Below are 22,933 nucleotides of genomic sequence, written 5' to 3'. Positions count from 1 at the left end.
ATTTTTCATTTTTTCCTTCATTTTCAATGTAATATAAAGGAATATCCGCCGATATAATTTGTAAATTATTGAAAGAAGGTTCAAAAGGAAATGAAAAAAACATTCACTACTATTCGCAGGTCATCAATTGCCAGGAGACTTATTATTTCTTTCCTGCTGATCTTAATTGTACCCATTACCGTCCTTTCGGTAATCGCTTATCAATCAGCAGTTGCCTCTCTTGATATCCAGATGACGCAAAGCGCAAAGGAAAACGTCCAAATATTAGATCACATCATTGATGATAAAATCAGCACGACTGAAAAAAGCCTCGCGTTTTTCAGCGATTGGGCTACAGCTGATAAGTTTAAGGATAAAAAGAAAACAGAGCTGAAACAGGAATTTAAACAATTTATCCAAATGAATGACAATGTCGCTGCGATATTTTCCAGCAGCAAAGACGGGGAATTCACACGTTATCCGTACGCGGACATGCCAAGTGACTTTAATGCTTTGGAACGAGATTGGTATAAAGAAGCAATGGCCAATAAAGGCAAAACAATCGTCACTGAGCCCTATGAATCTATTTCATCAGGGAAAATGGTCGTCACCATCGCCCGCCAGGCGGAGGACGGATCAGGCGTTGTCGCAATCGATATGAAAATTGATGACCTGGTCACAACCGCGAAAGAAATCAATATCGGAAAAGACGGCTATGCTTTTATTTTAAGCCAAAACAAAAAAGTCATCGCCTATTCCGGAGAAAAAGCGGGGTCAGAGTTAAAAGGGGATTGGGTTGATAAACTCTACAAAGATAAAAACGGCGATTTTGAATACACGTATGAAGGCAAAGAGAAGAAAATGGTTTTTGCCACAAGTGAAACAACAGGCTGGAAAATCAGCGGGACGATGTATTCGGACGAGATCCGCGATGCTGCAAGCAAAGTGCTGACCATGGCTTCTATCGTTCTGGTGATTGCCATCGCAGCCGGAATTACCGCCATTTATTTTGTGATCCGGTCCATCACAAAACCATTAAGACGCATTGTCACATCAGCTGAAAAAATCAGTGAAGGCGATCTAACCGAAACGATTGAAATCAATTCAAAAGACGAACTCGGCGTTCTGAGCCAGAGCTTCAATCATATGGCCCACTCGCTTCGCTCACTCATTCATGGCATCAAAGACTCAGTAGAACACGTTGCCTCATCATCCGAAGAACTGACCGCATCCGCCGACCAGACAAGCAGAGCCACTGAGCATATTACGATGGCCATCGAGCAATTTTCAAACGGAAGCGAAAGCCAAAGCGACAAAATCGAGACAACAACCGAACAAATTAATGAAATGAACGATGGATTGGCTGAACTGGCGCGTGCTGCTGTAGTCATTACAGAAACATCCGCAGATTCAACAGAATTATCAAGCAAGGGTGAGACACTCGTACAGAAAACAGCCGACCAGATGAATACGATTGATCATTCCGTAAAGAAAGCAGAACAAGTCGTGAAGGGACTTGAGATCAAATCAAAGGATATCACGAATATTTTGCGTGTCATCAACGGCATTGCGGATCAAACCAATCTTTTGGCTTTAAATGCCGCCATTGAAGCGGCCAGAGCGGGAGAATACGGCCGGGGCTTCTCCGTCGTCGCTGAGGAAGTGAGAAAACTCGCGGTACAGTCGGCTGACTCGGCAAAAGAGATTGAATCGCTGATCAGCGAAATTGTAAAAGAAATTCATACATCATTGAACGTACTCCAGTCTGTGAATAATGAAGTTGAAACAGGGCTTGTCATGACGGATGAAACCAAACAGAGCTTCAAACATATTTCGAACATGACCAAAGAAATTGCTTCAACTCTGCAAAACATGAATGCGACGGTTGAAGAGCTGTCAGCGGGAGCTCAAGAAATTTCTGCCGCTTCAAATGATATCACAGCCATTTCTAAAGAAAGCTCGGACGGCATCCAGGATATCGCCGCTTCAGCCGAGGAACAGCTGGCATCCATGGAGGAGATCAGTTCTTCCGCACAGACGCTTGAAAAAATGTCTGAAGAACTCCGTGATCTGACAAAACGATTTAAGGTAGATGAGTAATAGGTCTAAAAAACTATCTTTTTATAGGGAAATAGTTTCTTTTTCTAAAATTCTTCTTTTTTACTGTATATATTTACCCATTTCCGGCCGATATGAAGGGTAGCATAAAAAAGGAGAAATGAATGATGAAAAAAATACTCCAACTCATAAAACAAAGGTCAATTACACGGAAGCTTCTCGTTTCCTTTCTGTCGATCCTCATCATACCGGTTGTCATACTGGCGGCCTTTGCGTATCAATCGGCAAGCAGCTCACTCGACAGACAGATGATGGGGAGCGCATTGGAAAATGTACAGCAATTAAACGAAATCATTAATACCAGCATCGGTGAAAAAGAAAACAGTGCAGCTTACTTCAGCGAATGGCTGACGAAAGAGAAATACAATGCAAAAAGCAATGCAAGCATTGCAGAGAAATTCTCACAATATATCAGCATTAACAAGGATGTAGAATCCATTTATACAAGTGACGAAAACGGGCGCTTTACCCGTTACCCGGATCTTCCGATGCCGAGTGATTATAACCCGGTTGAACGCGATTGGTACAAAAAAGCGGTTGCGAATAAAGGAAAAGTCGTAATAACAGATCCTTATAAAACCGCTTCTACAAATACGATGGTTGTAACAATCGCCCAGCAGACAAAAGATGGTTCAGGCGTTATCGCCATCAACATGACGATTGAGAACCTGCTGAAAACAACCAAAAAAGTCAACATCGGCACACAAGGCTACGCATTTATCATGACGAAGGACAAAAAGGTTGTCGCTCATCCTGATGAAACCTCAGGAACTGAATTGAAGGGCGACTATCTTGAGAAAATGCTGAATGCTGATAAAGGTGATTTTCAATACACCATGGACGGCGATAAGAAAAAATTGGCCTTTGATACGAATAAGTTAACGGGATGGAAAATCGGGGGCACCATGTATTTGAATGAAATTCATGAGGCAGCCCAGCCCGTCCTTCACCTGGCTTTAATCGTCTTGGCCGCGGCTATTATTTTAGGTATTATTGTGATGACATTTGTCATTCGGTCGATTACAACGCCATTGAAACAGCTTGTCGGTTCCTCTAAGCGGATCAGCGAGGGAGATTTGACGGAAACCATTGATATCCGTTCAAAAGATGAATTAGGCGAACTTGGCAAAAGCTTTAACAATATGGCGTCGTCACTTCGTTCTCTCATACACGCCATCCAGGATTCGGTAGACAATGTTGCCGCTTCTTCTGAGGAGCTGACCGCATCAGCTGCGCAAACGAGCAAGGCAACAGAGCATATTACATTGGCGATTGAACAATTCTCAAACGGCAATGAAAAACAAAACGAAAACATTGAAACCGCAACAGAGCACATTTATCAAATGAATGACGGATTGACGAATATGGCTCAAGCTTCTGAAGTCATCACAGATTCATCTGTTCAATCAACAGAAATTGCAAGTGAAGGCGGCAAGCTTGTTCATCAAACCGTCGGCCAAATGAACGTTATTGACAAGTCAGTTAAAGAAGCAGAACAAGTTGTACGCGGATTGGAAACGAAATCGAAAGACATCACCAATATTTTGCGTGTGATTAACGGAATCGCAGATCAGACGAACCTGCTTGCTCTAAACGCAGCGATTGAAGCGGCGCGCGCAGGCGAATACGGCCGGGGCTTCTCCGTTGTAGCGGAAGAAGTAAGAAAACTGGCAGTTCAGTCAGCAGATTCAGCAAAAGAGATTGAAGGATTAATCATCGAAATTGTGAAGGAAATCAATACATCTCTAGGCATGTTCCAGTCTGTCAATCAAGAGGTCCAGACAGGCCTTGACATTACAGATAAAACAGAAATAAGCTTTAAACGCATTTCTGAAATGACGAACCAAATCGCCGGTGAACTGCAAAATATGAGTGCGACGGTTCAGCAGCTTTCTGCCAGCTCCGAGGAAGTTTCTGGAGCGTCTGAGCACATTGCATCGATTTCAAAAGAAAGCTCAGCTCATATACAAGACATCGCGGCGTCAGCAGAAGAGCAGCTTGCTTCCATGGAAGAAATCAGCTCGTCAGCGGAAACCCTTTCGTCTATGGCGGAAGAGCTTCGCGATATGACAAAACGATTCAAAATCGAATAATAATCCAAAACACCCAAGCTCGAGCGTTTGGGTGTTTTTTTTAGTTTTTTTATTAAACCTTTTATCCTAGTTTGACGATATTAGATTTAGCTTAAAGGAGGAGTCAACGAGAATGGGAAAATTTATACAATGGATCAAACAGCCATCGATCAGCAAACCGCTTATCGCTGCGTTTCTGGCAGTGCTAATTTTGCCGGTTGGGGTTTTAGCATATTTCAGTTATCAATCAGCTTGGAACGCACTGGACAGGGAGCTTACGAATAGTGCAATGGGGAACGTTGAAGAACTCAACAGCACCCTGCAAAACAAATTGAATAATAAAGTAAAAGCACTTGATTATTACAGCGAGACACTCGATAAAAATATTTTATTAGGAAAAAACAAAACATTACTGAACGAAAAATTTAAGCAGTACACAACATTGAATGCCGATGTAGGGGCAATCTATGCGGCTTCAGAAAACAAAAAACTTTACAAATATCCGAATAGCGGCATCCCTAAAGGCTTTGATCCAACAGAGCGTGACTGGTACAAGCAAGCCGTTGCGAAAAAAGGACAGGCAGTTTTCTCAGAGCCGTATACTGATGAAGCGACAGGAGATATGGTAGTCACGATTTCAGAGCAATTAAAAGATGGTTCAGGGGTCGTAGCAATTGATTTAAATCTCGATGAAGTGCTGGCTGCTTCACAAAGAATCAAAATCGGTACAGAAGGCTTCGCATTTATTACAACAGGCAACAAAAAATACATCGCACATCCGACGATTAAGCCAGGGACAACTGGTTCCGGCGATTGGACAAACGAAGTGTATTCCAAAGAAAAAGGCTCATTTGAATATACATTTGAAGGCAAAGATAAGAAAATGGCATTTACGACTAATAAACTGACAGGCTGGAAAATCGGGGGAACATACTTTGTCAGTGAATTGCAAGATGCTTCAAGTCCGGTACTGAACACAGCACTTATCATTCTATGCGTGTCAATTGTGATCGGCGGCTTACTCATTCTCTTGATTATCCGTGCCATTACGAAGCCATTAAGAAAACTGGTCACAACGTCTGCGAAAATCAGCAGCGGAGATCTCACAGAAGTCATTGACATTCACTCGAAAAACGAGCTTGGACAGCTTGGAGAAAGCTTTAACGAAATGTCAGCATCATTGCGTTCTGTGATCGGCGTTATTCAAACGTCTGTAGAAAACGTTGCTTCATCTTCTGAAGAGCTGACGGCAAGCGCAGCCCAAACGAGCAAGGCGACTGAACACATTACACTTGCCATTGAACAATTTTCAGATGGCAATGAGGCGCAAAGCGAGAAACTGGAAACAAGCTCAAACCATCTTTCTCAAATGAACGACGGGATTTCAAAAGTGGCTCAGGCGTCTTCAACCATTACGAAGTCATCGATCCAGTCCTCTGAGGCAGCGGGCAGCGGAGAAAAATTGGTGGAGCACACAGTCGGGCAAATGAAAACAATCGACCAATCCGTTCAAAAAGCGGAAGCGGTTGTGAAGGGGCTTGAAACAAAATCGCAAGACATCACAAGTATCTTGAATGTGATTAACGGCATTGCTGATCAAACCAATCTGCTGGCATTAAATGCTGCGATTGAGGCGGCAAGAGCGGGAGAATTCGGAAGAGGCTTCTCAGTCGTTGCGGAAGAGGTCAGAAAACTTGCCGTGCAATCAGCAGACTCTGCCAAGGAAATTGAAGGGTTAATTCAAGAGATTGTCAGAGAAATCAGCACTTCCCTTTCGATGTTCCAATCTGTGAATCATGAAGTGAAGGAAGGCTTGCAGATTACTGACAAAACAGCGGAAAGCTTTAAACAAATCTATGAAATGACAACCCAAATTTCCGGCGAATTGCAAAGCCTGAACGCGACGGTTGAACAGCTGTCAGCCGGATCACAGGAAGTGTCAAGTGCGGTTGAAGATATTTCTGCAGTGTCGAAAGAAAGCTCAGCAGGTATTCAAGACATCGCAGCTTCGGCGGAAGAACAGCTTGCGTCCATGGAAGAAATCAGTTCTTCAGCTGAAACGTTGGCAAACATGGCGGAAGAACTTCAGGACATCACGAAGAAATTTAAAATTGAATCGTAATGAAAGAGAAAGCGGCATATCCTGCCGCTTTCTTTTTTTATCAAAACAAAAATAAATAAAAAGAATTCAAAAATAAACAAAGATCATATATAATGAAAACGGATACAAATAAAAAGGGGACGGAGGAATATCAAATATGGTAAAACATGTATGGGATTCGCAGCATTCCGCACAGCTGCAAAAAGGCGTAGAAGAATTGGTGTACAGGTCCAATCTGATCGGATCAGATCGCACTGTTTGCAACTGGGGCGGCGGGAATACGTCTATGAAAACAACGGAAAAGGATTTCAGAGGACGTGAAACAAAAGTCATGTGGGTGAAAGGAAGCGGTTCGGATTTAGCAAAAATGAAAGCGCATAACTTTACAGGTTTAAAGTTAGATGATATCCGCCCGCTGATCGAAAGGGACCACATGTCAGATGAAGAAATGGTAGACTACTTGTCTCATTGTATGATAGACAGCAAGCATCCCCGCCCTTCAATTGAAACGCTGTTACACGCTTTCCTGCCATACAATCATGTTGACCATACTCATCCCGATGCGATTATCAGCATTTGCTGCGCTGATAATGGAAAACAAATCGCTGAATACATTTACGGAAACCGGTTTGTATGGGTGCCATACGTCCGCCCTGGATTTACTTTGTCTAAAATGATCGCTGAAGGCGTAGCGAACAATCCGAACGCTGAGCTCGTGTTAATGGAGAAACACGGCCTTGTCACTTGGGGAGAGACATCCGAATCATGTTATGAAAAAACGATATCCATCATTCAAGAAGCCGAGCGGTATATTAACGAGCGTATCAATCAACATGAGAAATTCGGAGGCAAGAGGTATCTGCCGCTGCCGGAAGAGCAAAGAAAACAAATCTTGGCAGCCATCATGCCTGTGATCAGAGGAGCTGTCAGTGAAGAAAAGAAAATGATCCTTTCCTATGATGATCATGACGACGTCTTGGAATTTGTAAACAGTGTCCAAGCGCCAGCGCTTTCGCAAATCGGTGCGGCATGCCCGGATCACCTTGTTCACACAAAGCGGGTTCCGCTGTACATTGAGTGGAATCCAGAGACTCAAGATGTGCGTAAGCTGGCGGACTTGATCAAGTCGGGAGTCGAGCGTTTTACGTCAGAGTATCAGGCTTACTTTACACGCAATCAGCAGGAGGGGGACCAAATCTTTGAATCAGCTCCGCGGGTAATTTTAATTCCTGGCATCGGGATGGTGAATACAGGAAAAAGTTATGCGATGGCTAAAGTGAGCGGCGCTTTATATCGGAGAGCCATCGCCGTAATGAAAGGGTCAACAGCTCTTGGGCACTTTGTTTCTTTAAATGAAAATGAATCCTACCATGTCGAATATTGGCCGTTAGAATTATATAAGCTTACGCTGGCCCCGCCGGAAGCAGAATTTTCCCGTAAGGTTGCGTTGATAACAGGAGGAGCCGGCGGAATCGGCAGTGCCGCATGCCGCCGCTTTGCAGCTGAAGGAGGGCACGTGATCGCAGCGGATCTTAATATAGAAGGCGCACAGAAAATTGCCGGGGAAATAAACGATGTATATGGAGAAGGACGGGCAATGGCTGTCAAAATGGATGTGACAAGGGAGGAAGACATACAGTCAGCCTTTGAACAAGCGGCGCTTGCTTACGGCGGGATTGATATCGTCGTCAATAATGCCGGGCTGGCCACATCAAGCCCATTTGACGAAACAAGTCTAAAAGAATGGAATCTTAATATGAATGTATTAGGAACAGGCTATTTCCTTGTGGCCCGTGAAGCGTTTAAACAAATGAAACAGCAAAACAGAGGCGGAAGCATGGTATTTGTCGGATCAAAAAATTCAGTTTATGCGGGTAAAAACGCATCTGCCTACAGCTCGGTAAAAGCGCTTGAAACCCATTTGGCTAGATGTATCGCAGCAGAAGGCGGAGAATACGGCATTCGGGTCAACTCTGTTTTGCCTGATGCGGTTCTTCAAGGATCGGCTATCTGGGGATCAAGCTGGCGGGAGGAACGGGCCGCTGCATACGGGATTGAACCAGATCAGCTGGAGGAACATTATCGGAAAAGAACGGCATTGCTCGTCAATATTTACCCGCAGGATATTGCCGAAGCCATCGCGTTTTTCGCTTCTTCTAAAGCCGAAAAAACAACGGGCTGCATGATCACGGTAGACGGCGGTGTCCCTGCTGCTTTCACGCGTTAGACATATGCTATGATAGAAAAACAATAAGATGGATTATGATATGAGGAAGGGCGTTACCGATGCTAGTAGCAGAACGGCAGCAAAAAATAGTAGAAATAGTGAATATGCGTTCAAGCATTCGCGTATCCGAATTAAGTGACATTTTTTCTGTCACAGAAGAAACCATTCGGCGCGACCTTGAAAAGCTTGAGAAAGAACATAAACTGAGCCGGAGCCACGGGGGAGCGGTCAGTATTCAGCAGCAAGAATCAGAAGTTCATTTTTCTGAACGGGAAATCACAAATGTCACAGAAAAAAAAGCCATCGCTCACGAAGCGGCCAAATACGTAGAGAGCGGCGACCGAATCATTCTCGATGCAAGCACAACCGCCTGGTACATGGCGAAAATACTCCCTAATATTAAGCTCACCGTCATTACCAACTCAATGAAGGCAGCCATCGAACTCAGCAATAAAGAAAACATATCGGTCATTTCAACAGGCGGCATCTTGCTGGCAAAATCATTATCGTTTGCCGGTCCGTTAGCTGAGCGTTCGCTTGAGACCTATCATGTCAATAAAACCTTTCTGTCATGTAAAGGATTTGACATAAACAATGGGATGAGTGACTCAAACGAGTGGCAGGCATTGCTCAAAAAACGGATGATCGAAAGGTCTGATCAGACCATTTTGATGGCCGATTCAAGCAAATGGGGGAACCGTGAGTTTTCACATATCGCCTCGCTGCAAGACATCAGCCGCCTTATTACCGATTCTGGAATTGACCGGGCATCGGTAAAAGCGCTTGAAGACAAAGAGGTGAAAGTGACAGCTGTTCCCCTTCCGAAGAGAGGGTGAAAGAATGATTTATACTGCCATTGATATAGGCGCGTCAAGCGGGAGAGTCATGGTAGGTGAACTGAAGGAAGGGAAGCTTGACATACAAGAGATCCACAGATTCGCTAACGGCTTTATACAAAGAGATGGACATTGCTTTTGGGATATTGATCATTTGCTGAAACACATCCTGCAAGGGCTGGAAAAGGTGAAAGCCCTTGGGTATGAACGCTGCACCGTAGGCATTGATACATGGGCAGTTGATTATGTCTTACTGGACGAAACAGGCAATCGTTTGCGGGAAGTGATGTCCTACCGGGATAGGAGAACAGAACACACAATAGGCAAACTGGAACAAAACCTTTCAAAAGACACAATCTATCAAAAAACAGGAATACAATTTCAGCCTTTTAACACGATTTATCAATTGTATGAAGAAGACTGTGAGCTGCTGAAAAAGACAGATAAAGTCATGATGGTTCCTGATTATTTAGGCTATTGTTTAACCGGAAAAGCCGTAATGGAAATCACAAATGCGTCTACCACACAGCTTTTAAACGTCTCAACTGGAAAGCTGGACTCCGAATTGCTTGAAGCCGTGTCAGTTCAGGGACAGCAATTTGCGCCGCTGACTGAACCGGGTTGTGAGCTTGGCGCACTGAGAAATGACTGGTTCCCGGATTATGATCTGCCGGCTTGCAAGGTGATAACAGTCGCAACGCATGATACTGCCTCGGCCGTCATCGCGGCGCCAGGCGTAAACGATGGATGGGCGTATATCAGCAGCGGCACATGGTCGTTAATCGGAGTGGAAAACAAAACACCGATATTAACTGAACTGGCTTTAAAAAACAATTATACAAATGAGCGCGGCGCAAACAATACCATTCGCTTTCTCAAAAACATTATCGGCATGTGGGTGATACAAGAAGTAAGACAGCAATTACAAACAGATTACTCTTTCCAGCAGCTTGCTGAAGAAGCCCGAAAAACAGAACCCTTCCAGCAGTTTATAAACTTAAATGATGAACGTTTCCTTAAACCGGACAGCATGATAGAGGAAATCCAACATTATTGCAAAGAAACCCGCCAGAAAATTCCCCGCACTGCAGGCGAGCTTGCCTGCTGCATCTACAGCAATTTAGCCATCATCTATGCGATTGCCATCAAAGAGCTGGAAACGATCACAGAAAAACAGATTCAGCAGCTTCATATTATCGGCGGCGGAGCCCAAAATGACTTCTTAAATCAATTAACAGCAGACATGAGCGGAAAAGCGGTATACGCTGGGCCCATAGAGGCAACCGCCATCGGAAATCTGCTGATGCAAATGATTGCTGCCAAAGAAATCAAAGACATAAATGAGGCCCGGCAAACCGTCAGAAATTCCTTTCCGATCAAAGTGTTTACACCTAAAGACATTGACAGAAGCACGATCATTCAATCATTTCGCCAAACTGTTTTGAAAGCGCTATCCGAAAGGTGAAGAGGTGAATCAGATTTGAAAAGAAAAGCCAGTATCATGTTTGTCCATCACGGCAAATACGAAGAATACAAAAAGCGGCATGATGACATATGGCCTGAAATGGCAGAAGCACTCAAAGCTCATGGAGCGCACCATTATTCCATTTTTTTAGACGAAGAAACAGGCACGCTTTTTGCTTATTTAGAAATAGAGGATGAAGAGAAGTGGAGACAGATCGCGGACACAGACGTTTGCCAGAGGTGGTGGAAATCGATGTCGCCATTAATGAAAACCAATCCGGATTTCAGTCCTGTTTCGATAGATCTTAAGGATGTTTTTTATTTGGATTAAAAAGCTGAAAAGGGAGAGAGCGGCATGACCATAAAAGCCAATTATGACAGTGCAAAACAGGCATATGAAAAATGGGGAATTAATGTTGAAGACGCGCTTCGCCAATTGGAGCAAGTGCCTATTTCAATCCATTGCTGGCAGGGTGACGACATTGAAGGCTTTGAAGTAAATAAGGGTGAACTTTCAGGCGGAATTGACGTGACCGGCAATTATCCCGGAAAAGCGCAAACCCCTAAGGAATTAAGAAGAGATTTGGAGAAGGCTCTTTCTCTCATTCCTGGAAAGCACCGTGTGAACCTGCATGCGATATACGCAGAAACAAACGGGGAAGCAGCAGAACGGGATGAATTGAAGCCGCATCATTTTGAAAACTGGGTGAAATGGGCGAAAGGTCTCGGTCTCGGTTTAGATTTTAATCCGACCTTGTTTTCGCATGAAAAAGCGGCTGACGGACTCACTCTTTCACATCCCGATCCGGCCATCAGGGAATTTTGGATCAGGCATTGCATCGCGTGCCGCCGTATTGGAGAATACTTCGGGAAAGAATTAGGCACACCTTGCTTGACGAATATTTGGATTCCCGACGGCTATAAGGATATCCCGAGTGACAGGCTGACACCGCGTAAAAGATTAAAAGAATCACTGGACCGGATCTTCGCAGAGGAGATCAGTGAACAACACAATCTTGATTCACTCGAGAGCAAGCTGTTCGGGCTTGGTTCCGAATCATATGTTGTCGGATCACATGAGTTTTATTTAGCTTATGCTTTGATGAATCATAAGCTTTGTTTACTTGATACAGGCCATTACCACCCGACTGAAACGGTATCAAATAAGATCTCGTCCATGCTGCTTTACACAGATAAACTCGCCTTGCATGTGTCCCGGCCCGTTCGCTGGGATAGCGACCATGTTGTGGTGTTAGATGATGAATTGAAGGAAATCGCGCTTGAAATTGTACGCAATCAGGCTCTCGGGAAGGTCGCCATCGGCTTGGATTTTTTCGATGCCAGCATTAACCGTGTTGCCGCCTGGACCATAGGAACGAGAAATATGATCAAAGCTTTATTGTACGCATTGCTTCTCCCGAACGGCTATTTAAAACAATTGCAGGAAGAGGGGCGCTTTACAGAAAGGCTGGCGCTGATGGAGGAGTTTAAAACATATCCTTTCGGGGCCATCTGGGATTCCTACTGTGAGCAAAAGGGCGTGCCGGTAAAAGAGGCTTGGCTCCATGACATAAAGGAGTATGAACAGCAGGTGCTTTTAAAGAGGAAGGCATCTTCGCCGATTGTCTAATAAAAAAATCCGCCGCGGCATTTGCACGCGGGCGGATTTTTTTAGGCTTGATCAGCAGGGTAGATAATCCCCATTTGCTTTCTTGCTTCTTCCATGATTTTCGCGGTGATCAAAGAACGTTCAAATGTATTGTCTTCAGATTCCAGCTTTTTCTCTTTTATCAGAGTGACAAATTCATCTGCTTCGTAGAACATCGCCGGCTTAGGATCATGGATTGAGATGTTTTCCAAACGGCCGTCGCGATAGCGGATTTCTACTCGTTCAGGCCGGTGAATCGTATCGATGACAATCGTCCCGTCTTCACCCTGTATTTCAGCCGGGGCATAGGAAGTAGAGATTTTGGAATGCATCAGAACAGCTTCGAACCCGTCATAAGACAGAATGACAGTTCCTTCTCCGTCCACTCCGGAGGATAAAGCATATCCGTTCGCTTTTACATCCTTCGGCGCGCCAAACAACACAACAGCCGGATAAATACAATAGACGCCAATATCCATTAATGACCCATTGGAAAGCTCAGGCTGAAACGCATTCAAAACAGTTCCGCTTCTGAACGCGTCATACCGTGAGGAATACTGGCAGTAGCTTGCGGTAAATCTGCGGACAGTGCCGATTTTATGTAAGTGGTTTTTCAGCTCTTTGAAATTCGGCAGGAAAGTGGTCTTCATCGCTTCCATAAGCACAACGCCGTTTTCCTTAGCCGTTGAAATCATCTCTTCCGTTTCTTTTGCATTCGAAGCAAACGGTTTCTCGCAAAGCACATGCTTGCCATGGTTCATGAAGAGAACGGCTTGTTCCTTGTGAAGGGCATTCGGACTGGCTATGTATACGGCATCAAAGCAATCGCTTGCCGCCATTTCCTGAAGGTCTGAAAAGGTGCGCTCAGCGCCGTGTTTAGCGGCAAACTCGGCAGCCCTTTCAGCCGATCTTGAATACACAGCTGTCAGCTGAAAATCTTCTATATCCGCTGCTGATTCAAGAAAGCGGTCTGTAATCCAGTTGGTTCCTATTATCGCAAAACGTATCACTCTTATCGCTCCTTTTGCATGATATAGCTAAATTATAGCTTAAAAACAATAAAATCACATGATAGATATCACACCGAGTGCAAAAAGCGTGAAAGCTTTTCCAGCAATTAACGGTTATTATTTTTCATTATAGGGACGATAGTGTACAATTTAAATAAACTATGTATGACGGAGGAACGATAGTGGAGACGTTGCAAACTTGGAGCGGCAGATTCAAGCGATTCTTCTTGGACAATAAGTTTGTTTTATTTTTGCTTGTACTGTTGCTGATTGGTTTAAATATTCTTGTTTTTACAAAAACATCATTCATTTTCACCCCGATTATTGTTCTGCTCAAGACGATTTCACTGCCGATTATTTTAACAGGCATTGTTTTTTATCTGTTAAATCCTATCGTCGATTTCCTTGAGAGAAGAAGAATAAGAAGAATCTATTCTATTTTATTGTTATATCTATTGATTATCGGGCTGATCACGATCACGATCGTGTCCATCATCCCCTTTTTAAAAGAACAAATTATGAGTCTGATTGACAACATCCCGAGATATGTGGATATCGTAGAAAATCAGACGAAGCAGCTGATTGGCAGCAACTTTGTCAATCAGGCCCAGCAAACGATGAACATCAATATATCCGATCTCGCAACAAAGGTTTCTGATCAGGCAGCGACGATTGTGAACAGCACCTTTACCGGCGTTGGGAATTTTATCGGCGCCTTGACTGAGATTATTATTTCGATCGTCACGGTTCCGTTTATTCTTTTCTATTTATTAAAAGATGGGAAAAAATTGCCGGTCTACATACTGAAGTTTGTGCCGACTCGATTGAAAGAACAGACATACACAGTCTTAAGCGAAATGAATCATCGGTTAAGCTCTTATATCAGAGGCCAGATCATTGTCAGCTTCTGTATTGGGTTTTTGCTTTTTATCGGTTATTTGATTATCGGGCTGGATTATGCTTCATTGCTTGCCATCATTGCGGCTTGCACAAGCATCGTTCCGTATTTAGGGCCGACGATTGCCATTACGCCGGCAATTATCATCGCCATAGTGACATCGCCGCTCATGCTGCTTAAGCTGGTGATCGTTTGGACCATTGTTCAGCTGATTGAAGGGAAGCTGATCTCTCCGCAAATTATGGGAAAAAACCTTCACATCCATCCGATTACGATTATTTTTCTGCTGTTAACAGCCGGCAAGCTTTTTGGCGTTGTTGGAATTATTCTTGCAATTCCGGGCTATGCAGTTGCCAAAGTCATTACGACACATTTATTTGACTGGTTTAAAATGCGGTCACATTTATACGAAGAAGAAAAAAATGAAAATACGTCGGGTCATAAAGTGTGATTTTCGTTTATAGTTATATAAGACGGGCTTTCCATTTATGGAAAGCTCCCGTTATGTAAAAAAATAAATGTCTAATGGGGAGAATCAAAATCATGACTCTATGGGAATTGTTTGTAGCAGCCGTTTTAGGAATCGTAGAAGGATTGACAGAGTACGCGCCGGTTTCTTCGACAGGACATATGATCATAGTAGACGATCTCTGGCTGAAATCAAGCGATCTGATGTCAGAAGAAGCTGCTAACTCATTCAAAGTGGTTATTCAGCTAGGCTCCATTTTAGCAGTAGTTATCGTGTTTAAAGACCGGATTTTGAATTTGCTCGGCTTAAAAAAGAATATTACAAACGACCAGAAACAAGGACATAAATTAAGCATTGCCCAAATTGCCGTCGGGCTTGTGCCTGCAGCTGTTCTCGGCTTTTTGTTTGAGGATTACATTGATGAATATTTATTTTCCGTTAAAACTGTTGCCTTCGGTTTAATCGCCGGGGCAGTCCTCATGCTTTTTGCTGATTGGGTAAATAAACGAAAAACAGCGACAGACACCCTCGACCGCATTTCCTATAAGCAGGCGATAGGGGTCGGCTTATTCCAATGTCTTGCCCTTTGGCCTGGTTTCTCGCGTTCCGGTTCAACCATTTCCGGGGGTGTTATTCTCGGATTAAACCACCGAGCGGCAGCCGACTTTACGTTTATTATGGCGATGCCGATCATGATGGGCGCAAGCTTTCTAAGCCTTGTCAAGCATTGGGACAGCTTAAACTCGGAACTGATGCCGTTTTTCATCGTCGGCTTCATCTGTGCCTTTGTTGTCGCACTGTTTGTCGTCCGTTTCTTCCTAAAACTGATTAACAAAATCAAACTCGTCCCATTTGCAATCTATCGAATCATTCTCGGTGTGATTTTACTTTTGATCATGATGTAAGTTGCAAAATAAGGCTCTTTTCCGAGCCTTATTTTTTCTGTTCATTCAAGAGGAAACAGCTTGTTTTTCAAAAAAAAATCATCTATAATAAACATGACGTTACATACGGGGCCATAGCTCAGCTGGGAGAGCGCTACGCTGGCAGCGTAGAGGTCAGGGGTTCGAGCCCCCTTGGCTCCATACCTTCAAACCCTTATTCTATAAGGGTTTTTTGTTTTTGAGAAAAAGATTCATTCGCTGAATTCTTCAGAACTGCAGTCAAAGTAAAGCATTTCTCCTGTAAATCAGAAATGTTTCAATACCCCCCTCTGTTCTTCAAAGACCGTCATGTCTTCCAAAGGGGGTGAGTAGACATGAAGAGACACCATTCGTTCGGACGTGGGATTAGACATTTTGTGGATTAAACCTTTGGTTGAAATAAGGCATTCTCCTTCTTTGACAAAGTATGAATGGGAAAGTTCTGCGTGTTCTCCGGTTGAGCGATAAATAGAATTGAGAAGTTTTCCTTCTAACACCATTGCACAACCAATGGATTGGCCATGATCGTGGACTGCTGTCTCCTTGTGTGGCGGAATGTGAATAACGATAACTTCCAATTCGTTGTTTCTAAAGATTGCATTTCGGCCGTAAGCGTGCTGGTCTGGTTCCTTAATATACGGTTGACTCAATTTTGCTGCGTTTGGAATTTGTTTTAAAGACGTTGCTAAATCTTTAACCGATGGATTTTTCAAGCCGCTAAAAATGTCTTGAATACACTCATACAGTTCCATTCACTTTTGCCTCCCGGGTTATTTAAAATTGACTTGCATGGCAATTCACAGATTAATTCATGGTATTTACCCATATTCAATTTAGAGGCGGCAAACGCCCAGTGAACACAAAAAAAATGATCACCAACATATTCGAGTTTATTCGTTGGAATGCAGATAAAAAAACGGCTTGCATAGAACCGCTTAAGGGAGCAAGCAGGAACTCATAAGTGAAGTTCCAGCCATCTTGGCTCAACATCAATCAGAGGAAAGCTTTTATACTTGAAATTTGCGCCATTGACAAAACACAACCGATTTGGAATAATGATTGAATATATGCTCATTTGTTCACATAGTGTTAATAAAATAATATCATTTCCCAACATAGGGAGAGTCTTAGAAGAAAAGCTAATGGCATGCAAAAACTATTAGCTTCTTTTGTTTTCAAAAAAATAATGTGTTTCGTATGTAATCATAAAGGAAGGAATGACAACATGAAGACAAAACACTATTGGGTGATTTCTTTGCTGGCTGTTTTAGCGGTCGGGCCGGGATTGATGTCTAACACGGCATTGTCGTCAGTTCAAGGCCTTGTTCAGAAGACGGTTGGTACAAGTGACTTCACATTAGTGAATCCAATATTGATCGGCAATATGGCTTTTGCTTTATTGGTGCCGGCAGGGCCGTTGCTGAGGAAAAAATTCGGCGCCCGTCCTATCTATCTGGTTTCATTACCCATTTTTATACTAGGCTCACTGCTTTTCGCATTTTCCAGCGATATTGTATCGATGGCGGCAGGGCGCTTTTTACAGGGAGCGGCTACGGGTGTCATGCTGATGATTATGATTCCAATGCTTGTTCTGTCATTTCCGATTGAACGCAGGAACTATGCATTGCTGGTGCTGATCGGCGGATTTTATGGTTCTGTTATCATTGGCACGATTCTGGGAACTATTGCAATAAGCTGCGGGCACTGGAGATGGCTGTTTTACATCTTTGGCGCACTGTCACTGGTCGGGATCGCGGTGAGTTATTTCTTTCTTCATGATGAACATCATGGAGCGGCAGAACAAGAACAGCCGCTCGATAGTGCAGGGATCGTTTTATCTGTTTGCCTCGCTGCAGCCTCAGCGGTTACATTTATTTTTCTGCCAAAATGTGGGATTTCATCAGGTTATGTATGGACTGGTGTTGGGGTTGCGTTATGCTTGCTCCTTGTTCTATTGATTGTGGAATATAAAGCGAAAAACCCCTTTATTTCTATTAAACTGATGCTGCTGCCAAAACCGGTGCTTGGCTTATTTATCATCGCTGCAGGAACAATAACGGTAGCTGTCAGCCTTTCTGCTTTTCAGGGCTTGCTCCGTCAAATGTATGATATTTCTCAAGAGCATCTCATTCTATTAAACTTGACGCTTTTAATCGGAGTGGCGATTGCCGCCATTGTGAGCGCTCTGTTTTATGATAGAGTCGGGCCCGGGGTGCTCGGTATTATAGGCGGCCTCTTTCTCGTATTTGTGAACTTTCAATGGCTGCATATGCAGGATCACTCGTCTCTATATATGTTCGCAGTGCTGTTTATCATGCTTGCAGCGGGAACAGGCCTGACAGTCGCCGCAGGGCTGATGGGAGCTGCCATGGGAGGCCCGCTGCCTGATTTGGTCAAGAGAATGACAGCTGTTCAGTTTTTAAGATTATTTGTCTATATGGGGGTTCCAATCCTTATCGGCTTTTTCACGAAAAAAGATGCTGCCAGACAGGATTCTATGATGACGGCTTATCACGATCTTTTTTTCATTTCGTTTATCCTGAGCGTGCTGCTCGTTTGCCTGTCCTTCTGCATGAACGCCACTGGTATGGGGCACAAGCTGGCTCATAAACCGCATGATAAAGCGAAGCCGGCTCCGGGAAAACCAGCCGTTTCAGCACATCGACTCTCACATAAAGTGATCCATGATAGAGAATATCGTAAAGCACTCAGAAAGTTTAAACAGAAATTTGATATATGACCAAAACCTTTTCCTTGAGGGAAAAGGTTTTTTGTTTGCAATCTGTTCCCAACTTTATCCCTAAAGAATTGAAAAATATTAGAAGTGCAAGTAAAATTCTAAAAGGTAGATTCTTTTACATTCGTAATCTTTTAACTCGAAGGAAGGTTTTCATGGCCCGTAAAAAACTGAAAAAACGCAGACTCTTCATTTCACTATTTTTCATTGTATCGATTCCGCTAGCCCTGTTTGTATTAGCGACAACTTTATCAAAACCGATTGAAACATCAAAGGAACCTGAAGAAATTGATGAACAGCAAGTATTTATTGACAGCCTGTCCGGACATGCACAAATTTTGTATGAGAAATATCATGTCCTCCCCAGCATTACGATCGCACAGGCCATTCTCGAATCTGACTGGGGGAACAGCGAACTTGCTGCTCAGGCCAACAATCTTTTTGGCGTGAAAGGAAATTATAAAGGCCATCACGTCACGATGGAAACTGACGAAGTTGAAAAAGGGAAAAGGAAAACCATTCGCGCGAAGTTTCGAAAATACAGCACGTTTTTTGAATCTATGGATGACCACGCTCAATTGTTTGTCCGCGGCACATCGTGGAACAAAAAAAAGTATAAACCGGTGCTTGAGGCTGAGGATTATAAGGAAGCGGCAACTGCCTTGCAAACAGCAGGATACGCTACAGACCCTGAATACGCTGACAAAATTAGCGCTATTGTGGAAAAATACGATTTAGATGAGTACGATGAGGTAAATCCATCCCTGAAATCAGTGGATTTAAACGCCTCCATTAAAGACAGCGCCGTTCAAGACGTATGGTCCAAGCCTTCTACTGATGATCGGTCCATAAAGCTCACTTCTGCCCAATCTTACGTTGGCAAAGACATAAAGGTAGTATCTAAAAAGCAAAAAGGCCAGTCCGTATGGTACCAATTTCAAATCAATGATAAACTCATCGGCTGGATTGATGATTCAGCTGTTGAAATAAAGGAAACAACCTAAGTCCTTTTTACTGGTATTTTTAATTCTTTGTTCCATTCAGGGGGATTTGAGGTATAATATTCCACGGAAGTTATCACTTATTGACTATGCTTTCAGGAGGGAACAAAGGTGCAGAAATATAGACGAAGAAACACAGTTGCCTTTACAGTATTAGCTTATTTCACTTTTTTTGCGGGAGTATTTTTGTTTAGTATCGGACTCTATAATGCTGATAATCTGGAACTCAATGAAAAAGGCTATTACATCGCTGTTATGATACTTGTAGCAGTCGGTGCGATTCTTACACAAAAAGTGACCCGTGATAACGCAGAAGATAACGAAATCATCGCGGAACAGGAAAAAAGACAAAATCAATCCCATATCGAATCATAAAAAAATCCGGCGCCTGCACGCCGGATTTTTTATATCACCCCGTGAACACCTCGCCGTCAGGGTAACGGATATTTGATTTCTCTGTTTTCGCGAATGAAAACACGAACGTCAAAGGACCAATTCTTCCAATGAACATGATGACAATAATAATACATTTTCCCGCTGCTGTGAGTTCTGGAGTCAATCCCATCGTAAGACCGACAGTTCCGAATGCGGAGAAGGTTTCAAACACAATTTGAATAAATGGCGCTTTTTCTGTGATCGTCAGGGCGAATATCCCTAAAAACACAATGAACAAACTGGTGACGCTCACGGCTAAAGCTTTAATAATAATCGGATATTTGATGGAGCGGCGGAAAATAACCGTTTCTTTTTTACCTCGCAAATAAGCGATAACAGACGTTAGAATCACGATGAACGTAGTCAGCTTAATGCCGCTCGCCGTTGAAGCGCTGCCTGCTCCGATAAACATTAATAATAAAGTAAATACAATCGTCCCTTCTCTCATGCTACCGAAATCGAGGGAATTGAAGCCAGCGGTTCTCGGCGTCACAGCCTGAAAATAGGAAGCCCATAGTTTATCTCCTATATGCAGGTGGCCGAGCGTGCCGGGGTTGCTGTACTCTAAAATAAAGATTACAAGCATAGCAACCGCATTCAGAATCAGGGTTCCTGTGAGCATGATTTTCGTATGTAGAGAAAAGGCTTTAAACCGCCGATTTTTCATAATGTCAAACAGAACCGTAAATCCGATACCTCCCGTGATAAATAAGAAAGTAATGACTAGGTTCACTGTAGGATCGCCAACGTAGCTCATCAAATTATCCGGCCACAACGAAAACCCGGCATTGTTAAAAGCAGATATTGCGTGAAACAGACTGGCAAACAAACCGGATGCCCAGCCATACTGGGGCACGAGCCGGATGGATAAAATGAGTGCTGCTATCAACTCGATACTGATGGAAAACAAAAACAGAACTTTGACAAGGCCTATGACGCCGCCGATTGTCGGCTGGTTCAAGGCTTCCTGAACCAGCATTCGTTCTTTTAATCCGATTTTTTTTCCTAATATCATGACGACCAAAACAGCAAATGTCATAAATCCAAGCCCGCCGATCTGAATCAGCCCCATGATGACCGTTTGCCCAAAAAGAGTAAATTCTGTTCCGGTATCGACAACTGCAAGCCCAGTAACGGTTGTAGCGGAAGCCGCCGTGAAAAGGGCGTCTATCCATGACAATGGCTTCGTTGTGGAAATTGGAAGCATTAATAGCGCAGAACCGATGATAATGGTAAGGAAAAAACCAATTGCAAGCACTTGAGGCGGTGTGAACCGAACCCATTTGATCACTTTATCCTTTTGAATTGTCACCTTTGTCTACATCCCTTCGTTTTCAAAACGTTTAATATCCTTTTTGTGCCCCATGATCACCAGGCAATCCTGTTCGTGAATGATGTCTTCAGGTGCGGGAGAAAGACGAATATCTCCATGATGTTTAATGGCCAGGATCGTGCAGCCGTACTTCGTTCTTACATCCAGATCAATAATTGATTTTGAATCAAGCTTGCGTGTTGCCAGCAGCTCAACAATACTGTAATCATCAGATAAATCAATGTAATTCAAAACATTCTCATCAGAAAGGCTTTGTGCGATTTTGACGCCCATATCTTTTTCAGGATGAATAATGCGGTCGGCACCGATTTTTTCAAGCACCTTATGGTGATAATAGTTTTGAGCCTTTACCCAAATATTCGGGATGTCATACTCCTTTAATAATAGGGTGGTCAGGGTGCTTGCTTGAATATTCGCTCCGATGGCAACAACCACATATTCAAAATTGCGTATTCCTAAAGAAAGCAATTCGTTTTCTTCGGTGGCGTTGGCGATCACCGCATGTGTTGCGTAAGAAGCGTATGCATTTACTTTTTCTTCGTTGATATCAATCGCAAGGACCTCATGGCCCATTCTGTGCAGCTCTTTGCAAATGCTTCCGCCAAACCGGCCCAGCCCGATCACGGCAAATTGCTTATTTTTTATTCTTCCCAATGTTCATAACTCCCTTAATGAAATTAACGTTGTTGAAGCAAAAAAAGACCATTTCGAAGAATGGCCGCTAATAGACCTCCTCTCTGCATACGCCTACGAGGTTAGCTGTCGGATTAGGGATTCAGAGTACCCCCTCTTACTTAATAAGATTCACCCCAAGGCTGTTAAAATAACAGCCAATCGTTGGTTCCCCCGTTCGTGTTTGATTAAGCGGTAAAAGAGACTGTATGAAATTGAACACTCAAGAATTTACTCCTGTTTCTAGTGTTTGTCAATTTAAATTTTAAACCAGAAAAAAGATAACTGGAAATAGAGGAAAAGAGGAGGGAAAAAACGAAAAAAAGACCGGCGTGAACCGGTCTTTCAGATTAGTTGCAGCCGCATGGCTGAGTCGGAGGAGTGCTGCGCTTAGCCACGTCAATGCTGGCTTCTGCGTAAAATTTATTTCCGATGCTCAATGATTTATTCTCTGCACGGAAAGTATATGTACCAGCGGCAGGAAGTGTTTTGTTATTCAGTTTTAATTTGAACTCGCCAGCCCCTAACAAATCAAGTGCCAGAGGAATTCTTACTGTTTTCCCGTTATTGAGGATCTGTGTTGTACGCAAGGCATTTCCGTTCATTGTGTCCTTCGTATTTGCAGTAAATCCGCTTGGCAATGTAAATTCCATAACGCCAAGGCTGAGAAGCGTATTTGGACGGTAAGTCAATTCGATATCTGAGAAAGACCATTCCGTTTTGCTGGCGCCAGTGATTGTTGCGAACAATGAAGCTGTTGACTGTGTTCTCATAGTAGACTCAGTATGAGCTTTAGTTGATGTAGATTCAGCCGCGAAAGAAGCTGTAGGTGCAGAAACGAGTAAACCGAGACTTAATGCGCTGATTGCCAAAGAAGATAATAATTTGCGTTTCATAATAAATTCCCCCTAATCAAGTTATAAAATACACAGGCCTGCCCGCTTTCACCTCCTCTGAAACGGCCAAATACAAATTTTACCTACATAAAATTACCATCAAACATTTTGGAA

Annotated in this window: 18 protein-coding genes, 1 tRNA gene, 1 pseudogene and 1 riboswitch; of the genes and pseudogenes, 15 read left to right on the top strand and 5 right to left on the bottom strand. The window is 43.3% G+C overall.

The features are described from left to right. Positions 1-90: 90 nt before the first annotated feature. The 9 genes and pseudogenes from EFK13_RS16005 to rhaA all read left to right on the top strand — a co-directional run bounded on the left by EFK13_RS16005 (position 91) and on the right by rhaA (position 12,427). Entirely contained in the window at positions 91-2,079 is a 1,989-nt protein-coding gene (locus EFK13_RS16005; protein WP_129507757.1) for a methyl-accepting chemotaxis protein, read from the top strand. 122 nt (positions 2,080-2,201) lie between these two features. After that, positions 2,202-3,245: pseudogene (locus tag EFK13_RS21280) on the top strand (cache domain-containing protein); the annotation flags it as partial. Next, on the top strand, positions 3,240-4,190 hold the full coding sequence (locus EFK13_RS21275; RefSeq protein WP_407062100.1) for a methyl-accepting chemotaxis protein: 951 nt from the start codon (positions 3,240-3,242) through the stop codon (positions 4,188-4,190). The pseudogene EFK13_RS21280 and the gene EFK13_RS21275, both read left to right, overlap by 6 nt. Before the next feature lie 112 nt (positions 4,191-4,302). Next, complete coding sequence (locus EFK13_RS15995; protein ID WP_129507758.1) at positions 4,303-6,291, top strand: methyl-accepting chemotaxis protein; 1,989 nt, start codon at positions 4,303-4,305, stop codon at positions 6,289-6,291. A gap of 136 nt (positions 6,292-6,427) precedes the next feature. Beyond that, positions 6,428-8,497, top strand: coding sequence for a bifunctional aldolase/short-chain dehydrogenase (locus EFK13_RS15990; protein WP_129507759.1), 2,070 nt, complete (start codon positions 6,428-6,430; stop codon positions 8,495-8,497). A 59-nt stretch (positions 8,498-8,556) separates the two neighbouring features. After that, positions 8,557-9,333, top strand: a complete 777-nt coding sequence (gene rhaR, locus EFK13_RS15985; RefSeq protein WP_129507760.1) for a rhamnose catabolism operon transcriptional regulator RhaR — start codon at positions 8,557-8,559, stop codon at positions 9,331-9,333. A gap of 4 nt (positions 9,334-9,337) precedes the next feature. Then, positions 9,338-10,798 carry a rhamnulokinase gene (rhaB, locus tag EFK13_RS15980; protein WP_129507761.1) on the top strand — a complete coding sequence of 487 codons (1,461 nt, stop codon included), beginning with the start codon at positions 9,338-9,340 and terminating at the stop codon, positions 10,796-10,798. A 15-nt stretch (positions 10,799-10,813) separates the two neighbouring features. Continuing rightward, on the top strand, positions 10,814-11,128 hold the full coding sequence (gene rhaM, locus EFK13_RS15975; RefSeq protein WP_129507762.1) for an L-rhamnose mutarotase: 315 nt from the start codon (positions 10,814-10,816) through the stop codon (positions 11,126-11,128). A 24-nt stretch (positions 11,129-11,152) separates the two neighbouring features. Beyond that, positions 11,153-12,427 carry an L-rhamnose isomerase gene (gene rhaA, locus EFK13_RS15970; RefSeq protein WP_129507763.1) on the top strand — a complete coding sequence of 425 codons (1,275 nt, stop codon included), beginning with the start codon at positions 11,153-11,155 and terminating at the stop codon, positions 12,425-12,427. 41 nt (positions 12,428-12,468) lie between these two features. Here rhaA and iolU read toward each other — a convergent pair whose 3' ends face one another. Continuing rightward, positions 12,469-13,455, bottom strand: a complete 987-nt coding sequence (gene iolU, locus EFK13_RS15965; protein ID WP_129507764.1) for a scyllo-inositol 2-dehydrogenase — start codon at positions 13,453-13,455, stop codon at positions 12,469-12,471. A gap of 182 nt (positions 13,456-13,637) precedes the next feature. Here iolU and EFK13_RS15960 point away from each other — a divergent pair, with 182 nt between their 5' ends. From EFK13_RS15960 to EFK13_RS15950, 3 genes are all read left to right on the top strand, one after another. After that, positions 13,638-14,804: an AI-2E family transporter gene (locus tag EFK13_RS15960; RefSeq protein ID WP_129507765.1), complete on the top strand. Its 1,167-nt coding sequence runs from the start codon at positions 13,638-13,640 to the stop codon at positions 14,802-14,804. A gap of 92 nt (positions 14,805-14,896) precedes the next feature. Then, the gene (locus EFK13_RS15955; protein WP_129507766.1) at positions 14,897-15,727 is read left to right on the top strand and encodes an undecaprenyl-diphosphate phosphatase; all 831 of its coding nucleotides are present in this window, start codon (positions 14,897-14,899) and stop codon (positions 15,725-15,727) included. A 107-nt stretch (positions 15,728-15,834) separates the two neighbouring features. Continuing rightward, positions 15,835-15,907, top strand: a tRNA-Ala gene (locus EFK13_RS15950). Between the two features lie 104 nt (positions 15,908-16,011). Here EFK13_RS15950 and EFK13_RS15945 read toward each other — a convergent pair. Then, positions 16,012-16,497 carry a cysteine dioxygenase gene (locus tag EFK13_RS15945; protein ID WP_129507767.1) on the bottom strand — a complete coding sequence of 162 codons (486 nt, stop codon included), beginning with the start codon at positions 16,495-16,497 and terminating at the stop codon, positions 16,012-16,014. 473 nt (positions 16,498-16,970) lie between these two features. Between EFK13_RS15945 and EFK13_RS15940 the strand changes: the two genes are divergently transcribed. From EFK13_RS15940 to EFK13_RS15930, 3 genes are all read left to right on the top strand, one after another. Beyond that, the gene (locus EFK13_RS15940; protein ID WP_129507768.1) at positions 16,971-18,485 is read left to right on the top strand and encodes an MFS transporter; all 1,515 of its coding nucleotides are present in this window, start codon (positions 16,971-16,973) and stop codon (positions 18,483-18,485) included. 152 nt (positions 18,486-18,637) lie between these two features. After that, positions 18,638-19,486 (top strand): exo-glucosaminidase LytG, encoded by an 849-nt coding sequence (lytG, locus tag EFK13_RS15935; protein ID WP_129507769.1) that lies wholly within the window; start codon positions 18,638-18,640, stop codon positions 19,484-19,486. A 108-nt stretch (positions 19,487-19,594) separates the two neighbouring features. Further along, entirely contained in the window at positions 19,595-19,858 is a 264-nt protein-coding gene (locus tag EFK13_RS15930; protein WP_003222348.1) for a YiaA/YiaB family inner membrane protein, read from the top strand. A gap of 34 nt (positions 19,859-19,892) precedes the next feature. Here EFK13_RS15930 and ktrB read toward each other — a convergent pair whose 3' ends face one another. The 3 genes from ktrB to bslA form a co-directional block, all read right to left on the bottom strand. Further along, the gene (gene ktrB, locus EFK13_RS15925) at positions 19,893-21,230 is read right to left on the bottom strand and encodes a Ktr system potassium transporter KtrB (protein ID WP_129507770.1); all 1,338 of its coding nucleotides are present in this window, start codon (positions 21,228-21,230) and stop codon (positions 19,893-19,895) included. 6 nt (positions 21,231-21,236) lie between these two features. Next, the gene (ktrA, locus tag EFK13_RS15920; protein ID WP_129507771.1) at positions 21,237-21,905 is read right to left on the bottom strand and encodes a potassium uptake protein KtrA; all 669 of its coding nucleotides are present in this window, start codon (positions 21,903-21,905) and stop codon (positions 21,237-21,239) included. 74 nt (positions 21,906-21,979) lie between these two features. Further along, positions 21,980-22,128, bottom strand: a riboswitch (cyclic di-AMP (ydaO/yuaA leader). A 145-nt stretch (positions 22,129-22,273) separates the two neighbouring features. Further along, entirely contained in the window at positions 22,274-22,819 is a 546-nt protein-coding gene (bslA, locus tag EFK13_RS15915; RefSeq protein ID WP_129507772.1) for a biofilm surface layer hydrophobin BslA, read from the bottom strand. Positions 22,820-22,933: the final 114 nt, after the last annotated feature.

Origin of the sequence: Bacillus cabrialesii (genome assembly GCF_004124315.2) — a bacterium.
Taxonomy (GTDB): Bacteria; Bacillota; Bacilli; order Bacillales; family Bacillaceae; genus Bacillus; species Bacillus cabrialesii.
Note: the sequence above shows the minus strand (reverse complement) of the source record. Positions and strands in the feature narration are given on the sequence as shown.

Bases quoted from the DNA above. Each gene is read 5' to 3' on its own strand.
- EFK13_RS16005 (WP_129507757.1), top strand. From the start codon at position 91: ATGAAAAAAACATTCACTACTATTCGCAGGTCATCAATTGCCAGGAGA.
- EFK13_RS21275 (WP_407062100.1), top strand. From the start codon at position 3,240: ATGGCGTCGTCACTTCGTTCTCTCATACACGCCATCCAGGATTCGGTA.
- EFK13_RS15995 (WP_129507758.1), top strand. From the start codon at position 4,303: ATGGGAAAATTTATACAATGGATCAAACAGCCATCGATCAGCAAACCG.
- EFK13_RS15990 (WP_129507759.1), top strand. From the start codon at position 6,428: ATGGTAAAACATGTATGGGATTCGCAGCATTCCGCACAGCTGCAAAAA.
- rhaR (WP_129507760.1), top strand. From the start codon at position 8,557: ATGCTAGTAGCAGAACGGCAGCAAAAAATAGTAGAAATAGTGAATATG.
- rhaB (WP_129507761.1), top strand. From the start codon at position 9,338: ATGATTTATACTGCCATTGATATAGGCGCGTCAAGCGGGAGAGTCATG.
- rhaA (WP_129507763.1), top strand. From the start codon at position 11,153: ATGACCATAAAAGCCAATTATGACAGTGCAAAACAGGCATATGAAAAA.
- EFK13_RS15955 (WP_129507766.1), top strand. From the start codon at position 14,897: ATGACTCTATGGGAATTGTTTGTAGCAGCCGTTTTAGGAATCGTAGAA.
- EFK13_RS15945 (WP_129507767.1), bottom strand. From the start codon at position 16,497: ATGGAACTGTATGAGTGTATTCAAGACATTTTTAGCGGCTTGAAAAAT.
- EFK13_RS15940 (WP_129507768.1), top strand. From the start codon at position 16,971: ATGAAGACAAAACACTATTGGGTGATTTCTTTGCTGGCTGTTTTAGCG.
- lytG (WP_129507769.1), top strand. From the start codon at position 18,638: ATGGCCCGTAAAAAACTGAAAAAACGCAGACTCTTCATTTCACTATTT.
- bslA (WP_129507772.1), bottom strand. From the start codon at position 22,819: ATGAAACGCAAATTATTATCTTCTTTGGCAATCAGCGCATTAAGTCTC.